The organism is Diaphorobacter oryzae DSM 22780 (genome assembly GCF_059568935.1).
Map to the genome: position 1 here is coordinate 168,238 of NZ_JCANUL010000003.1, position 15,505 is coordinate 183,742.

Consider the following 15,505-nt stretch of genomic DNA (forward strand, 5'->3'; position numbering starts at 1 on the left):
TGATTGGAAACCTTGAAGTCACTCGAAGGTCAAGCCATGCTGACGCAAAGCCCCCGCCACCGCATCGGAGATGCCGCCCGGCTCTCGGGCGTGCCGCCCGCCAACATCCGCTACTACGAGAAGGAGAGCCTGCTGCCCGCCCAGACGCGCGCCGGCAACAGCTACCGCCTCTACAGCGACGACGAGGTGCACCGCCTGCGCTTCGTGCGGCTGTGCCGGGCCATGGACATGTCGCTGCAGGAGGTGCGCACGCTGCTGGCCCTGGACGTGAACGGCGCCACGGCCGACCACGCTGCCTGCGCCACGCTGGACGAGCACCTGGAGCATGTGCGCACGCGCCTGGCCGAGCTGGCCACGCTGGAGCGCGAGCTGCTGTCGCTGCGCGGGCGCTGCGACGGCACGGGCGGGCAGTGCCATGTGATCGAGGCGCTGCACGAACGCGCCGACGCCGAGCCCGTTCCGCCCCCGGCACCCCTGGCGCGGCGCCATGTGTGATGCGCGCCACCGCTCGACGTTTACTATGTATTTGATAGCTGTCTGCGCTTATTCCGTGGGCGGTAGGTGGCTATTTGTTGCCTGAAACCGGCGGCGTTCCTCTATGATGGCCGCATGATCGGCAGCCTTCACCCCGACATCCTGCCCCGGCGCCTCTGGGTTCTGGCCCGGCGCTGGGCCGTGGCCTGGTGGCGCATCATTTACCTGGGCGCGGTGGTGCTGGTGCTGATGCTCTCGCCCTCCAGCTACGGCCGCGGCACGCGCTGGCGCCTGGCGCGCCAGATGTACCAGGACACGGCGCCCATCCTGCTGGGCTTCACGGTGCTGGCGGCTCTCATCAGCCTGGTCATCACGCGCATCATGGTCGTCACGGCGCTCAGCTACGGCCTGTCGCGCTATGCGCTGGAGATGGTGATCCGCGTGCTGGTGCTGGAGCTGATACCGCTCACCGCGGCGCTGTTCGTGGCCATGCGCACCACCATTCCCAGCGGCGCGCAGCTGGCGCAGATGCGGCTGTCGGGCCACCTCGATGCCCTGCGCCGGCACGGCGCCGACCCCGTGCGCATGGAGCTGCTGCCGCGCGTGGTGGCCGGCGTGTACGCCAGCATCACGCTGGCGGCGCTGTCGTGCGTGGTGGCGCTGGTCATGGCCTACCTGGGTGTGTATGGCCTGAACACCGCCGGCCTGCCGGGCTACACGCGCATGTTCGGCCATGTGTTCGCGCCGCAGATCACGATGGTGTTCGCGTTCAAGACGGTGCTCTTCAGCCTGACCGTGGCGCTCATTCCCATGGCCTCGGGGCTTTATGGCAGCGGCGACGCGCGCCAGCCCGACTCCGAGCTGGGCGGCTTGGCGCGCATGTTCGCCGTGCTGCTGCTCATCGAGGTGGTGTCGCTCATGGGCAACTACTACTGACTCTCTCCCCAGCCGCAACCGAGATGACCGATCCCCATCACGCACCGCCCCCCCCGCCACCGCAGCCGCCGGCGGCGGAACTGCTGCGCCCCGTGGCCCACCTGGAGCGCAAGGCCGTGGCGCTGCTGCTGTTCACCCTGGTGCTCATCGTGGGCGCGGGGCTGTACCTGCTGTATGCGCGCGGCGCGTTCGAGCCCACGCAGCGCCTGGTGCTCACGGCCGACGATTCCGAGGGCGTGGTGGTGGGCATGGACATGACCTTCTCGGGCTTTCCCATCGGCCGCGTGCGGCGCATCGAGCTGGCCGAGAGCGGCAGCGTGCGCATCCTCGTCGACGTGGCCCGCCGCGACGCGCACTGGCTGCGCAGCTCCAGCGTGTTCACGCTGGTCCGGGGCCTGGTCGGCGGCACCGCCATCAAGGCCTACAGCGGCATCCTGACCGACCCGCCCCTGGACGACGGCGCCGAGCGCCCCGTGCTGCGCGGCGACGCCACGGCGGAGATTCCCCAGCTCATGTCGTCGGTGCGGCAGCTGCTGGACAACCTCAACGCCATGACGGCGCAGGATTCGGCCCTGGGCGGAGCCATGGCAAACGTGCGCACGCTCACCGAGCGGCTCAATGCGCCGGGCGGCGCCCTGGGCGTGCTCATGGGCAACGAGGCGGACGCGAAGAAGATCCTGACCACGCTGGAGCGCACCAACCAGTTGCTGGCGCGCATCGACGGTATGGCGGCCAAGGCCGACAAGCAGGTGTTCGGCGCCGCGGGCGATCCCGGCTTGGTGCCCGAGGTGCGCGCCGCGGTGGTGCAGCTGGGAGGCCTGCTGGCCGACGCGCGCCAGAGCCTGACCCAGGTGGACGCCGTGCTGGCCGAGGCCCAGGCCGTGGGCGCCAACGCGCGCGAGGCCACGACCGACCTGGGCGCGCTGCGCGCCGAGGTCGAGAGCAGCCTGCGCAAGGTGGAAAGCCTGGTCAACGAGATCAACCGCAAATGGCCCTTTGCCCGCGACACGGAGCTGAAACTGCCATGACCCCCACGCTGTTGCGCCGCGCCGCACTCCTTCGACCATGGTGCCTGGCGCCGGCCCTGGCCGCGCTGCTGGCGGCCTGCGGCAGCCAGCCTCCCGTGCCCGACTGGCAGATGAACGCCCATGGCGCGGCCGCGAAGGCCGCCGAGGCCTACCTGTCCGGCAACGCCCGCGTGGCCCGGCAGGAATGGACCCGCGCCCGCGCCGAGGTGGCGCGCACCGGCCGCCCCGAGCTGCTGGCGCGCGTGGAGCTGATGCGCTGCGCCGCCCAGGTGGCCAGCCTGGAGGCCGGGCCCTGCACGGCCTTCGAGCCGTTGCGCGCCGATGCCGCGCCGCCCGAACAGGCCTACGCCGACTACCTGGCCGGCCGCGCCACGCCGGCGCAGGCCGCGCTGCTGCCCGAGGCGCAGCGCACCGCGGCGGCCGACCCCGGCGCCATTGCCGGCATTGCCGACCCGCTGGCGCGGCTGGTGGCGGCCGGGGCCGCGCTCCAGGCCGGTCGCGCCACGCCCGCCACCCTGGTGCTGGCCACCGACACCGCGTCGGCCCAGGGCTGGCGCCGCCCGTTGCTGGCCTGGCTGCTGGTGCGCGCGCAGCGTGCGGCAGAGGCGGGCGACGCGCCGCTGGAGGCCGCGCTGCGCAGGCGCATGGCCCTCGTCGAAAGCGAAGGCGCGCCGCTGCAGGCGCGCTGAGCCGCGCCCCAAAAAAGCAACCGCCCTGGACGGGCGGTCGGGAGGGGGTTGCGGCGCGTATGCCGGGCCGCCGTCAGTCGAAGACGCCCGCGGGCACCAACTGATCCCAGCGGTGGTGCACCTGCGAGTCGGCCACCTGTGTGGTCTGGTGCGGCACCAGCGTCAGGACGCTGGCCGCGAGGGCCAGCAGCACGGTGACCACGAAGGCTGCGAAGGCGCGCGATCCGGGGCGGAGATGGCGTTTCATGGCAGTGACCTCAGGTGCGAAGAAAGGGCGGACAAACGGGCGCAAGCACGGTGGTGGGTATGGCGTGATTAAAGCGCCGGCCCCCCGCGCCGTCTGTCAGACAAGGCGGACAAGGGCCTGGTTGTCGATGCTTGCAACCAGATTTACCGCTGGATGCAATGGGCGGCCAAGCGCCGTGGGCCGTACCGGGGACGGTCAGCCGTGCGGCAGGGCAGCGGCGAGTGCCGACGCCGTCAGCGTGCGGCCCTGGGGCCAGGCATCGGCCGCCGCGCCATGCTGCCAGCAGGCATGGGCCGCGGCGTCGAAGGCCGCGTCGGCATGGGGGCCGGCAGCGGCGGCCAGCCGCGCGCCCACCAGCCCGGCCAGCACGTCGCCCGTGCCGCCCGTGGCCAGGCGCGCGTTGCCCGTGGGGTTGATGAGCGGGGTACGCCCCGGTGCCGCGATCACGCTGCCCGATCCCTTGAGCAGCACGGTGCAGCCGTAGCGGTCGGCCAGCGCCTGAGCGGCGGCGAGGCGGTCGGCCTGCACGCCGGCGGTGGTGCGTGCCAGCAGGCGCGCGGCCTCCAGCGGGTGCGGCGTGAGCACGGTGGCGCGGTCGGACTGCAGGCCGCGCGCGTGCAGCAGGCGCTGCAGGGCGGGGTCGGCGGCCACGGCGTTGAGCGCGTCGGCGTCGAGCACCAGGCGCGGCGCCTGTTGCAGCACCTGCGGCAGCACGGCCGCCACGGCCGCTCCGCCGCCGCAGCCGCAGACCACGGTGGACTGGTCCAGCGCCAGCGCATCGAAGCGGCGCAGCATCAGCTCGGGCTGCTGCGCGGTGGAGGTGAGGGTGCCGCCATCCAGCAGCGCCACCAGGACCCGCCCGGCGCCGCCGTGCAGGGCCGCGCTGGCGGCCAGCAGGGCCGCGCCGGTCATGCCCATGCCGCGTGCCTGCAGGCCTTCGCCACCGACAATGGCCACATCGCCAAAGCTGCCCTTGTGGCTGGCATGGGCGCGTGCCAGCGCGGCGGGTGGGCCGGCCAGCCAGGCGCTGGGCGCGTCGGCGGGCCGTGCCTCGCCCAGATCGTCCAGCCAGACGGTGCCGGCCGCGTCGCGCCCATAGGCGGTGAACAGGCCGGGCTTGAGCGTGAGCAGGCTCAGCGTGTGGCGGGCCGCCGCGGGGGGCGTGGCTGCGGCGGGCGCGAGCCCCGGCGCGAACTGGCCGGTGTCGGCCAGCAGGCCCGAGGGCAGGTCCACGCAAAGCGTCGGCGCGGCGCTGGCGTGCATATGGGCCAGCCAGTGCGTCAGCCGCTCGTCCGGGGGGCGCGGCGGGCGTGCAGCGCGCGGCGCGGCGGCCAGGCCGATGCCCAGCAGGGCGTCCACGCACAGGTCCTGTGGGCCCAGGGGGGGCGGGGCGTCGGCGAAGAGCACGCCCGCATCGTGCGCGCGCTGCCAGGAGCGCTGCGCGTCGGCCGGCGCGGTGGCGGGCGTTCCCAGCCAGGTGACGACCACGGGGTGGCCGGCGCGGTGCAGCAGCGCGGCGGCCTCCAGCCCGTCGCCGCCGTTGTTGCCGCCGCCGCAGGCGATCCAGATCGTGCGCGCATGGGGCGCCAGCGCCAGCGCCAGGCGGGCGGTGGCATGCCCGGCGCGCTGCATCAGCGTGTGCGGCGGCAGTGTCGCGGCGGCAGCGGCCTCGATGCGGCGCGTGGCCGCGGTGTCGAACAGGGCGTGGGGCTGCGTGCCGGGCAGGTGGGGCGAGATGCGCTGCATGCCCGGCATTGTGGCGCTATGCGCCGTTGAACGGTCAGGCTTTCAGAAGCGCTGCAGCGCAAAGGGCTGCAGGTCGATCGCGGGCCCGCGCTGGGCCATCAGGTCGGCCAGGGCGCGCGCGCTGCCGCAGGCCTGGCCCCAGCCGCAGGCGCCGTGGCCGGCGTTGATCCACAGGCCGGGCAGGCCGCTGGCGCCAATCACCGGGGCACCGTCGGGCAGCGTGGGCCGCGCGCCGCGCCAGACCTGCACCTGCGGCGACGAGGTGAGCGCACCGCCCGGGAACCAGCCCGACAGTGCCAGGTACAGCGTCTGCAGCGTGGGCTCGTGGTGGGCGCCGTTGCCATGGCCGATCTCGGCGCCGCCGGACACGCGCACGCGCTGGCCCTGGCGGGTGATGGTGATGCGGTGCTGTGGGTCGATCACGGCACCCTGCGGGGCATGCGTGTCCTCGCGCAGCGGCGCGCTGATGGAGTATCCGTGCACGGCCGCCATCGGCAGTGGCTTGCCCAGCGGCCGCAGCAGGGCGGCGCTGGCCAGGCCGGTGCAGAGCACCACGGCATCGAAGCGCCGGGGCGCGTCCTCGCCTGCGACATGCACGCCCGCGGGGGCGGTGGTCAGCGAACGCACGGGGGCGCCGAACAGGAACTGCGCGCCCCGCTCCTGGGCCGCCTGGCGCAGGAACTGGGCGAACAGGCGGCAGTTGCCGGCCTCGCCGTCGGGGATGTGCAGGGCGCCAGCCAGCGGGGCGTCGGTGGACAGGCCGGGCTCGATCAGGCGGGCGGTGTCGGCGTCCACGTCGCGCACGGCCATGCCGGCGTCGCGCAGCACCTGCAGCGCCGGCTGCACGCGCTGCACGTCCTCGGGTTTGCGCAGCAGCACCAGGGTACCGCGGCTGGCCTCGATGTCCACGTCGAACAAACGGGTCAGCTCGCGCGTGCGCTCCAGGCTGTAGTGCCCCAGGCGCTCCAGGGCGGCGAGCAGGGCCGGCGCTTCGGGCCGGTGCGCGGCCTGGGACCAGCGCCACAGCCAGCCCAGCCCCGCGCTGCCGGCGCCGCGCACCAGGCGCAGCGTGGTCTCGCTGCCCCACAGCTGGCGGCGCAGCGGCCCGCCGATGCCGGGCGCCGCCCAGGGCACCAGCACAGCGGGGGCCAGCAGGCCGGAGTTGCCGAAGCTGGCCTCTTCCGCGGCGGCGCCGCGCTGCTCGAAAACGGTGACGGCGTGGCCGTCGGCGGCCAGCTCATAGGCTGTGGCCGCGCCGACGATGCCGGCGCCCACGATAGCGATCTGCATGAAATTTAGACGAAATTGGCCTCTAGCGCTTATATGATAAGCGCTGATAGCTATTGTTTTTGTAGTGCCCGCTCAATGAGCAGGCCTATGTTCAGCACCGCATCGTCGCGCAGCGCGCCCTGCCAGACCATCAGGCCCACGGGCAGCTCGCCCGCCTGGTGGCAGGGCAGCGAGAGCGCGCAGCCGTCCAGCATGTTGACCACGCTGGTGTTGCGCAGCAGCAAGCCGTTGACGCGGAAGAACTCCGCGTCGCGCAGGGCGTCCTGGGCGGGGTCCTGCCCCGTGGCCGGTGCCACCGAGGCCAGGGGCGGCGGGGTGATGGGCACGGTGGGCGAGAGCAGGGCGTCGAAGCCGGCCATGGCCGCCTCCATGCGCGCGATCCAGGCTTGGCGCGCGTGCAGCAGGTCGATGTAGTCGGCGGCCGGCATCTGGGCGCCGCGCTCGATGCGGCTTCTCACGCGCGGGTCGTAGGCGCTGCCGCGCTGTGCCAGCAGCGTGCGGTGCCAGGCATAGCTTTCGGCGGCCGAGAAGCCGCCGGTGGCGTTCACCTCGGCCAGTTGCGCGGTCTCGGGCAGGGCGATCTCGGCGATGTGCGCGCCGGCGCGGCGCAGCGTGGCCAGGGTGCGCTCAAACGCGGTGGCGACGGTGCTGTCCAGCCCGTCCAGGAACAGCGTGGAGGGCACGGCCAGGCGCCAGGCCGACAGCGGCGCAGGGCTGCGCGTGACCGTCCGCGCGGCCAGGATCTCGTGCGCCACGATGGCGTCGCGCACCGTGCGGGTGAGCGCGCAGGCCGTGTCCAGCGTGCTCGACAGGGGCACGGTGCCGTCGCGGGGCACCAGACGGGCCGTGTTCTTGAAGCCCACGACGCCATTGAGCGCCGCCGGGATGCGGATGGAGCCGCCGGTGTCCGAGCCCAGGCCGATGAAGGCCGCGCCCGTGGCCACCGACACGCCCGCGCCGGAGGAAGAGCCGCCGCACACCCGCGCCGGGCCGGGCAGCGCGCCGAAGCGCGCGTCGTACGCGGCAGGGGTGCCGAAATGCGGATTCACGCCCACGCCGGAGAAGGCGAATTCCACCATGTGGGTGTGGCCCAGGATGGCGGCGCCCGCACGGCGCAGGCGCGCCACGGCCGTGCTGTCGGCCGGCGCCGGGGGAGTATCTGCCAGCACGACGGAGCTGGCGGCCGTGGGGAGCCCTCGGATGTCGAACAGATCCTTGACCGACACCGCCAGGCCGGCCAGCGGCAGGCGCTCCACGCCCGGCATGGCCGCCGCCGCCCGGGCCTCGGGGTAGCAGGTCTGGTGGAACACGTGGGCGCAGGCGGGGCCTTCGGCGACGGCGATGCAGCGCTCCAGCGCCTCGTGCGGGCTGGCATGTCCGGTGGCTATCTGGCTGCGGGTGGAGACGAGGTCGGCCAACATGGGTGTGCTAGAATCCTTGGGTTTTGCCGAGAGCTGGCCGCCTTGTGGCGCTGGTGTGCGGCAAAACTAATCGCAAACCAGCCCTCTCAAGGTGTTGCGGCCTGCCAAACAGATGTTGCAGGTCGCAAGTATTGGGGCTGGATTTTAGACCCAACCTTTGGAGAAACATCATGTCCGTCACCATGCGCGAAATGCTGGAAGCCGGTGTCCACTTCGGTCACCAAACCCGCTTCTGGAACCCCAAGATGGCCCCGTTCATCTTCGGCCATCGCAACAAGATTCATATCATCAACCTGGAAAAGTCGCTGCCGATGTTCCAGGAGGCGCAGAAGTTCGCCAAGCAGCTGGCCGCCAACCGCGGCACCATCCTGATGGTGGGCACCAAGCGCCAGGCCCGCGAGCTGGTAGCCGAGCAGGCCCAGCGCGCCGGCGTGCCCTACGTGGACCAGCGCTGGCTGGGCGGCATGCTGACCAACTTCAAGACCGTCAAGACCTCCATCAAGCGCCTGAAGGACATGAAGGCACAGCAGGAAGCCGGCCTGGAAAACATGAGCAAGAAGGAACAGCTCATGTTCGCCCGCGAGCTGGACAAGCTGGAGAAGGACATCGGCGGCATCCAGGAAATGAACGCGCTGCCCGACGCCATCTTCGTGATCGACGTGGGCTACCACAAGATCGCCGTGGCCGAGGCCAAGAAGCTGGGCATTCCGCTGATCGGCGTGGTGGACTCCAACCACTCGCCCGAGGGCATCGACTACGTGATCCCCGGTAACGACGACTCGGCCAAGGCCGTGGCGCTGTACGCCCGCGGCATCGCCGACGCAATCCTCGAAGGCCGTGCCAACGCCGTGACCGATGTGGTCAAGGCCGTTGCCGCCGAAGGCTCCGACGAATTCGTGGAAGTGGACGAGAACGCAGCCTGATAACCGGGCCGCGCGACTTGTCGCAAAGAAAGCGGGGCCCCTGGTGAGCCCCCTTTTTTTTAGCTTCTGATCCTGTAACGAACTGAACTGAGACTGGAGAAATACCGATGGCTGCAATTACCGCAAGCATGGTCGCCGAACTGCGTGGCAAGACCGACGCCCCCATGATGGAATGCAAGAAGGCCCTGACGGAGGCCGATGGCGACATGGCCAAGGCCGAAGAGCTGCTGCGCGTCAAGCTGGGCACCAAGGCCGGCAAGGCCGCTTCCCGTGTGACGGCCGAGGGCGTGGTGGCATCGTTCATCAATGGCAACGTGGGCGCGCTGATCGAAGTGAACAGCGAGACCGACTTCGTGTCCAAGAACGACAGCTTCATCGCCATGGCCAATGCCGCCGCCAAGCTGATCGCCGAGAACAACCCCGCCGACCTCGCTGCCCTGGGCCAGCTGGCTTACGAGCAGGACGGTTTCGGTCCCACGCTGGAAGACGTGCGCAAGGGCCTGATCGGCAAGATCGGCGAAAACATGTCCTTCCGCCGCTTCAAGCGCTTCGACGGCTCCAGCCTGGCTGCCTACCTGCACGGTTCGCGCATCGGCGTGGTCGTGGAGTTCGACGGTGACGCAGTGGCCGCCAAGGACGTGGCCATGCACGTGGCCGCCATGAAGCCCGTGGCCCTGACCAGCGCCGACGTGCCCGCCGACCTGATCGCCAAGGAGCGTGCCGTGGCCGAAGGCAAGGCCGCCGAATCCGGCAAGCCCGCCGACATCGCCGCCAAGATGGTGGAAGGTTCGGTGCAGAAGTACCTCAAGGAAGTCTCACTGGCCGACCAGGTGTTCGTGAAGGCCGCCGACGGCAAGCAGACCGTGGCCCAGATGCTCAAGGCCGCCAACACCACCGTGAAGGGCTTTACCCTGTACGTGGTGGGCGAGGGCATCGAGAAGAAGGTAGACGACTTCGCCGCCGAAGTTGCCGCCCAGGTCGCGGCAGCCCAGTCGGCCGCCTGATCGCCCGCGCTCCCGCACCGCCCCCACACCCCCTCGTTTTTGCCATCGGAGAATTGCCCATGACCCTCGCCGCACCAGCCCACAAGCGCATCCTGCTCAAGTTGTCTGGTGAGGCGCTCATGGGCGACGACGCGTTCGGCATCAACCGCGCCACCATCGTGCGCATGGTCGAGGAGATCGCCGAGGTCACGCGCCTGGGGGTGCAGGTGGCTGTGGTGATCGGAGGGGGCAACATCTTCCGCGGCGTGGCCGGCGGCTCCGTGGGCATGGACCGTGCCACCGCCGACTACATGGGCATGCTGGCCACCGTCATGAATGCGCTGGCCCTGGCCGATGCCATGGACAAGCAGGGGCTGACGGCGCGCGTGATGTCCGCCATCGGCATCGAGCAGGTGGTTGAGCCCTATGTGCGCCCCAAGGCGCTGCAGTACCTCGAAGAGGGCAAGGTGGTGGTGTTTGCCGCCGGTACGGGCAACCCCTTCTTCACCACCGATACGGCGGCTGCGCTGCGCGGCGCCGAGATCGGTGCCGAGGTGGTGCTCAAGGCCACCAAGGTGGATGGCGTGTACACGGCCGATCCGATGAAGGATGCCACGGCCACGCGCTATGCCAAGCTCACGTTCGATGAGGCCATGAGCCGCAACCTGGGCATTCTGGATGCGACGGCCTTCGCCCTGTGCCGCGACCAGAAGCTGCCGATCCGCGTGTTCTCCATCGTCAAGCACGGCGCGCTCAAGCGCGTGGTCATGGGTGAGGATGAAGGCACGTTGGTGTACGCTTAAAGGCTTTGCTGCGCCCGACGCGGTGACTGCCTGCTTGCAGAGGAACAACACATGACCATTGCCGACATCAAGAAGAACACCGAAGCCAAGATGGACCAGTCCATCGCCGCCTTCAAGAACAACCTGTCCAGGATCCGCACGGGCCGCGCCAACCCGGCCTTGCTGGACACCATCCACGTCGACTACTACGGCTCCATGGTGCCGCTGTCGCAGGTGGCCAACGTGGCCCTGCTGGACTCGCGCACCATCAGCGTGCAGCCCTGGGAAAAGAGCATGGCCGCCAAGATCGAGAAGGCCATCCGCGAAAGCGAGCTGGGCCTGAATCCGGCCTCGCTGGGCGACCTGATCCGCGTGCCCATGCCTCCCATGAGCGAGGAGCGCCGCAAGGAGATGACCAAGCTGGTGCGCACCGAGGGCGAGGGCGCCAAGGTGGCCGTGCGCAACCTGCGCCGCGACGCCAACGAGGCCGTCAAGAAGCTGGTCAAGGACAAGCTGGCGTCCGAGGACGACCAGAAGCGCTCCGAGGCCGACATCCAGAAGACCACCGACAAGCACATCGCTGAGATCGACACCTTGGCCGCGGCCAAGGAACAGGAAATCATGGCGATCTGATCCGGCGTTGCGGATCGGTCCGGAATTCATGAGCACCGCGCAGGGGGGCATTCCCCACCACATCGCCATCGTCATGGACGGCAATGGCCGCTGGGCCACGCGCCGCTTTCTGCCGCGCCTGGCGGGGCACCGCCAGGGCGTGGAGTCGCTGCGGCGCTGCGTGCGCGCCTGTGTCGAGCGCGGCGTGGGCGTGCTGACCGTGTTTGCGTTCTCCTCGGAGAACTGGAACCGCCCGGCCGACGAAGTTTCGGGCCTCATGGACCTGCTGGCCAAGGCGCTCACGCGCGAGGTGCCCCAGCTTGGGCGCGACGGCGTGCGCCTGCACTTCGTGGGTGAAAAGGCCGGCCTGTCCGACAAGGTGCGCGAAGGCCTGGCGCAGGCCGAGGCCGCAACGGTCGGCAACACCCGCCTGGTGCTCAATGTCTGCTTCAATTACGGCGGCCGCTGGGACATCACCCAGGCGGCGGCCGCGCTGGCCGCGCGTGGCGAGCCGATCACCGAGGCCAGCCTGCATGCGGCCATGGGCATGGCCCATGTACCCGACCCCGACCTGCTGATCCGCACCGGTGGCGAGACGCGCATCAGCAACTTCCTGCTGTGGCAGGCCGCCTATTCCGAGCTGTTCTTCAGCGATCGCCTGTGGCCCGACTTCGACGAGGCCGCACTCGATGAGGCCATTGCCGACTTCGCCGCGCGCGAGCGCCGTTTCGGCCGCACCTCCGACCAGATCCAGGCGACGCAGTGTGATTCGCGGCGTGCCTGAATCACCGCCTTCCACACCGCACAAGGGGCCCTGATGCTCAAGCAACGTGTCATCACCGCCCTGGTCCTGCTGGCCATCCTGCTGCCGGCGCTGTTTTATCCCTCCTTTGTCCCATTCGCCGTGGTCACGCTCGTGCTCATGGCGGCCGGGGCCTGGGAATGGGGCCGGCTGAACGGGCTGGGTGGCGGCGCCAGCGTGGGCCTGGGCGCGCTGTGCGTGGCGCTGTGCGGCGTGAGCTGGGCCGGCGGCTGGCTGCACAGCCCGCTTCCGTGGCTCTGGGCGCTGGGCGGGGCGGCCTGGGTCCTGGGCGGCACCTGGCTGCTGCGCGTGGGCGTGGAGGGCTGGCCGCGCGTGCCGCGTGCCCTGCGCATCGTGGGCGGCGTGCTGGCACTGTGGCTGGCCTGGCTGGCCGTGGCCCAGGCGCGCGTGGCGGGCATCAACTTCCTGCTGTCCGTGCTGACCTTGGTCTGGGTGGCAGACGTCTTCGCCTACTTCGCCGGCCGGGCCTTCGGCCTGCGCTTCACCCGGACCAAGCTGGCGCCCTCCATCAGCCCCGGCAAGAGCTGGGAGGGTGTGTGGGGCGGCATGCTGGGTGTGATCGCCCTGGCCGTGGCCTGGGCGGCGGCGGATGCCGCCTGGCAGGCCGGCGTGCCCAGCCTCTATACCCGCCTGGCCCAGCAGGGCTGGTGGCTGCTGCTGCTGGGCGCGGTCTTCATGGCCGCGATGAGCGTGGTGGGCGATCTGGTGGAGTCGCTCATCAAGCGCAGCGCCGGCGTCAAGGACAGCAGCGGTCTGCTGCCCGGCCACGGCGGCGTGCTCGACCGCATTGACGCGCTGCTGCCCACGCTGCCGCTGGCCATGATGCTTTCTCACTTTGCCTGACGCATGAAACAACGTCTCACGGTCCTGGGTTCCACGGGATCCATCGGCACCAACACCCTCGACGTGGTGGCGCGCCACCCCGATCGCTACGAAATCTTCGCGCTGAGCGCGGCCACGCAGGTGGACCTGATGCTGGCCCAGTGCGCCCGGTTCCGCCCGCGCTACGCGGTCATGGCCAGCGCGCCCCACGCGCGCCTGCTGGCCGAGAAGATCAAGCAAAACGGCCTTGCAACCGAGGTGCTGCAAACGCAAGATGCTCTTGAAACGATAGCGTCTCACGCGCAGGTGGATGCCGTCATGGGCGCCATCGTGGGCGCCGCCGGCCTGGCGCCCTGCCTGGCCGCCGCGCGTGCCGGCAAGCGCCTGCTGTTGGCGAACAAGGAGGCGCTGGTGGTGGGCGGCGAGGTGTTCATGTCCGCCGTGCGCGAGGGCGGGGCGACGCTGCTGCCCATCGACAGCGAGCATTCCGCCATCTTCCAGAGCCTGCCCGAGGACCCGGCCACCTGGCCGCGGCGCGTGCAGCATGTGCTGCTCACCGCATCGGGCGGCCCGTTTCGCACACGCGATCCGGCGACGCTGCGCGAGGTGACGCCCGAACAGGCCTGCGCCCACCCCAACTTCTCCATGGGCCGCAAGATCTCCATCGACTCGGCCACCATGATGAACAAGGCGCTGGAGGTGATCGAGGCGCGCTGGCTGTTCGATCTGGCGCCCGAGCAGATCAAGGTGGTGATCCACCCGCAGCAGATCATCCATTCCATGGTGCAGTTCGTGGACGCGTCCATCATCGCCCAGCTGGGCACGCCCGACATGCGCGTGCCCATCGCCTGCGGCCTGGCCTGGCCCGAGCGCGTGGAAAGCGGCGCCGCGCCGCTCGACTTCGCGCAGCTGGCCGCGCTGACCTTCGAGGAGGCCGACGCGGTGCGCTTCCCCGGCCTGCACCTGTCGTGGCAGGCGCTGCGCGCGGCGCCGGGCACCACGGCCGTGCTGAATGCGGCCAACGAGGTGGCGGTGGCGGCGTTTCTGGACCGGCGCATCCGCTTCGACCAGATCCACGCGCTCAACCTTGCAACTTTGGAGGCCGTCGTGCCGTCCAACCCGGACTCGCTCGAAGCCCTGCTGGCGCTGGATGCGCAGACGCGAGCGGTCGCGGCGGAGCTGATGGCCCGCCTCTGACAGACAATGGCGAGAGAAGTGGCTTCAAAAAAGTGAGCTGCTAGCGCTTGTTACTGAAGCAACTCAATAGGTTTTGATGCTGAAACCATTCATGGACAAGCGCAAAGCGCTCTTATTTTTGTAGGGAATCCTTGCATGCTGATCACGGTCGTCGCCTTCATCGTCGCACTGGGCCTGCTGATCGCGGTGCACGAATACGGCCACTACCGCGTGGCCGTGGCCTGCGGCGTCAAGGTGCTGCGCTTCTCGGTGGGCTTTGGCAAGCCGCTGCTGCGCTGGCAGCCCAAGGGCTCGCCGACGGAATTCGTCATCGGCGCCTTCCCGCTGGGCGGCTACGTGCGCATGCTCGACGAGCGCGAGGCGCCCGTGGCACCGGATGAGCGCCACCTGGCCTTCAACACCCAGCCCCTGCGCTCCCGCGCCGCCATCGTCGCCGCGGGCCCGCTGGCCAACCTGCTGCTGGCCGTGCTGCTGTACGCCCTGGTCAATTGGAGCGGGGTGGAGGAGCCCAAGGCCTACGTGGCCAGCCCCGTCGCGGGCTCCATCGCCCAGCAGGCCGGCCTGCAGGGCGGCGAGCTGGTGCTGAGCGCCGCCATCGGCGAGCAGGACAGCGAGCCCGTGCGCTCGTTCGAAGACCTGCGCTGGACGCTCACGCGCGGTGCGCTGGATGCCGAGAACGTGCGCCTGGTGGTGCAGCCCGTGCGTGGCGTGGGGCAGCGCGAGGTGGTGCTGCGCCTGGACCAGATGGATGTGAGCGAGGCCGACGCGCAGCTGTTTCGCAAGATCGGCATTGCCGGCCCGTGGACGCGCCCCGTGCTGGGCGAGATGGTGCCGGGCGGCGCGGCCGAGCGCGCGGGGCTGCGCGCGGGCGACCTGGTGCTGCGGCTGGGCGCCGCCGAGGTGGTGGACGGATCGCAGCTGCGCGAGCTCATCCGCGCGTCCGTGCAGGGGGACCAGCCGCTCACGCAGGTCTGGCGCGTGGAGCGCGATGGGCAGGCGCGTGACGTGAGCGTGACGCCCGAACTGGTGCGGGAGACCGCCGGCCCCGTGGGCCGCATCGGCGCCTACGTGGGCGAGCCGCCCGAGATGGTGAACGTGCGCTATGGTCCCGTCGAAGGCCTCTGGAAGGGCGCAGTGCGCACCTGGGAGGTCTCGGTGCTGACGCTGCGCATGATGGGCCGCATGGTGATCGGCGAGGCGTCCCTCAAGAACCTCAGCGGGCCCCTGACGATCGCCGATTACGCGGGCCGCTCGGCCAGCATGGGGCTGACCCAATACCTGGTGTTCCTGGCCCTCATCAGCGTCAGCCTGGGCGTACTGAACCTGCTGCCGCTGCCGGTCTTGGACGGGGGGCACCTGATGTATTATCTTTGGGAGGGGGTGACGGGGCGGGGCGTCTCCGAAGCCTGGATGGAACGGCTGCAGCGCGGTGGCGTGGTGGTACTCCTCCTCATGATGTCCATCGCCCTGTTCAACGATCTCACCCGGCTCTTTGGCTAACCTTTTTGCCGCTGTTGCGCAGCAATGTCGGC

General features: G+C 70.4%; 16 protein-coding genes. 12 read left to right on the forward strand and 4 right to left on the reverse strand.

Going from position 1 to position 15,505, the window contains the following annotated elements; translation table 11 throughout:
* Nucleotides 1–36: 36 nt before the first annotated feature.
* The 4 genes from BP68_RS06855 to BP68_RS06870 all read left to right on the forward strand — a co-directional run bounded on the left by BP68_RS06855 (nucleotide 37) and on the right by BP68_RS06870 (nucleotide 3,127).
* Nucleotides 37–495, forward strand: coding sequence for a MerR family transcriptional regulator (locus BP68_RS06855; RefSeq protein WP_496369985.1), 459 nt, complete (start codon nucleotides 37–39; stop codon nucleotides 493–495).
* A gap of 114 nt (nucleotides 496–609) precedes the next feature.
* Nucleotides 610–1,410 carry an MlaE family ABC transporter permease gene (locus BP68_RS06860; protein WP_496369987.1) on the forward strand — a complete coding sequence of 267 codons (801 nt, stop codon included), beginning with the start codon at nucleotides 610–612 and terminating at the stop codon, nucleotides 1,408–1,410.
* A 23-nt stretch (nucleotides 1,411–1,433) separates the two neighbouring features.
* Nucleotides 1,434–2,438 carry an MlaD family protein gene (locus tag BP68_RS06865; protein WP_496369989.1) on the forward strand — a complete coding sequence of 335 codons (1,005 nt, stop codon included), beginning with the start codon at nucleotides 1,434–1,436 and terminating at the stop codon, nucleotides 2,436–2,438.
* On the forward strand, nucleotides 2,435–3,127 hold the full coding sequence (locus BP68_RS06870; RefSeq protein WP_496369991.1) for a hypothetical protein: 693 nt from the start codon (nucleotides 2,435–2,437) through the stop codon (nucleotides 3,125–3,127). The genes BP68_RS06865 and BP68_RS06870 overlap by 4 nt, the downstream gene beginning before the upstream one ends.
* Before the next feature lie 73 nt (nucleotides 3,128–3,200).
* Here the strand turns inward: BP68_RS06870 and BP68_RS06875 are convergent, their stop codons facing one another.
* From BP68_RS06875 to BP68_RS06890, 4 genes are all read right to left on the reverse strand, one after another.
* Nucleotides 3,201–3,374, reverse strand: coding sequence for a hypothetical protein (locus BP68_RS06875; protein WP_496369993.1), 174 nt, complete (start codon nucleotides 3,372–3,374; stop codon nucleotides 3,201–3,203).
* A gap of 195 nt (nucleotides 3,375–3,569) precedes the next feature.
* Nucleotides 3,570–5,120: an NAD(P)H-hydrate dehydratase gene (locus BP68_RS06880; protein ID WP_496369995.1), complete on the reverse strand. Its 1,551-nt coding sequence runs from the start codon at nucleotides 5,118–5,120 to the stop codon at nucleotides 3,570–3,572.
* A 42-nt stretch (nucleotides 5,121–5,162) separates the two neighbouring features.
* Entirely contained in the window at nucleotides 5,163–6,410 is a 1,248-nt protein-coding gene (locus tag BP68_RS06885) for an FAD-dependent oxidoreductase (protein WP_496369997.1), read from the reverse strand.
* Between the two features lie 50 nt (nucleotides 6,411–6,460).
* Complete coding sequence (locus BP68_RS06890) at nucleotides 6,461–7,831, reverse strand: amidase (RefSeq protein WP_496369999.1); 1,371 nt, start codon at nucleotides 7,829–7,831, stop codon at nucleotides 6,461–6,463.
* A gap of 170 nt (nucleotides 7,832–8,001) precedes the next feature.
* Between BP68_RS06890 and rpsB the strand changes: the two genes are divergently transcribed.
* The 8 genes from rpsB (at nucleotide 8,002) to rseP (ending at nucleotide 15,473) form a co-directional block, all read left to right on the forward strand.
* Nucleotides 8,002–8,754 carry a 30S ribosomal protein S2 gene (gene rpsB, locus BP68_RS06895; RefSeq protein WP_496370001.1) on the forward strand — a complete coding sequence of 251 codons (753 nt, stop codon included), beginning with the start codon at nucleotides 8,002–8,004 and terminating at the stop codon, nucleotides 8,752–8,754.
* 107 nt (nucleotides 8,755–8,861) lie between these two features.
* Complete coding sequence (gene tsf, locus BP68_RS06900) at nucleotides 8,862–9,758, forward strand: translation elongation factor Ts (protein ID WP_496370003.1); 897 nt, start codon at nucleotides 8,862–8,864, stop codon at nucleotides 9,756–9,758.
* Between the two features lie 59 nt (nucleotides 9,759–9,817).
* Nucleotides 9,818–10,540, forward strand: coding sequence for a UMP kinase (pyrH, locus tag BP68_RS06905; protein WP_496370005.1), 723 nt, complete (start codon nucleotides 9,818–9,820; stop codon nucleotides 10,538–10,540).
* A 51-nt stretch (nucleotides 10,541–10,591) separates the two neighbouring features.
* Nucleotides 10,592–11,152, forward strand: coding sequence for a ribosome recycling factor (gene frr, locus BP68_RS06910; protein WP_496370007.1), 561 nt, complete (start codon nucleotides 10,592–10,594; stop codon nucleotides 11,150–11,152).
* Nucleotides 11,153–11,180: 28 nt separating this feature from the next.
* Nucleotides 11,181–11,915 (forward strand): polyprenyl diphosphate synthase, encoded by a 735-nt coding sequence (gene uppS / locus BP68_RS06915; protein WP_496370009.1) that lies wholly within the window; start codon nucleotides 11,181–11,183, stop codon nucleotides 11,913–11,915.
* Nucleotides 11,916–11,948: 33 nt separating this feature from the next.
* A complete protein-coding gene (locus tag BP68_RS06920; RefSeq protein WP_496370011.1) occupies nucleotides 11,949–12,797 on the forward strand; it encodes a phosphatidate cytidylyltransferase in 849 nt (282 codons plus the stop codon).
* Between the two features lie 3 nt (nucleotides 12,798–12,800).
* Nucleotides 12,801–13,973 (forward strand): 1-deoxy-D-xylulose-5-phosphate reductoisomerase, encoded by a 1,173-nt coding sequence (gene ispC / locus BP68_RS06925; protein WP_496370013.1) that lies wholly within the window; start codon nucleotides 12,801–12,803, stop codon nucleotides 13,971–13,973.
* Between the two features lie 135 nt (nucleotides 13,974–14,108).
* Entirely contained in the window at nucleotides 14,109–15,473 is a 1,365-nt protein-coding gene (gene rseP, locus BP68_RS06930; RefSeq protein ID WP_496370015.1) for an RIP metalloprotease RseP, read from the forward strand.
* Nucleotides 15,474–15,505 lie beyond the last annotated feature (32 nt).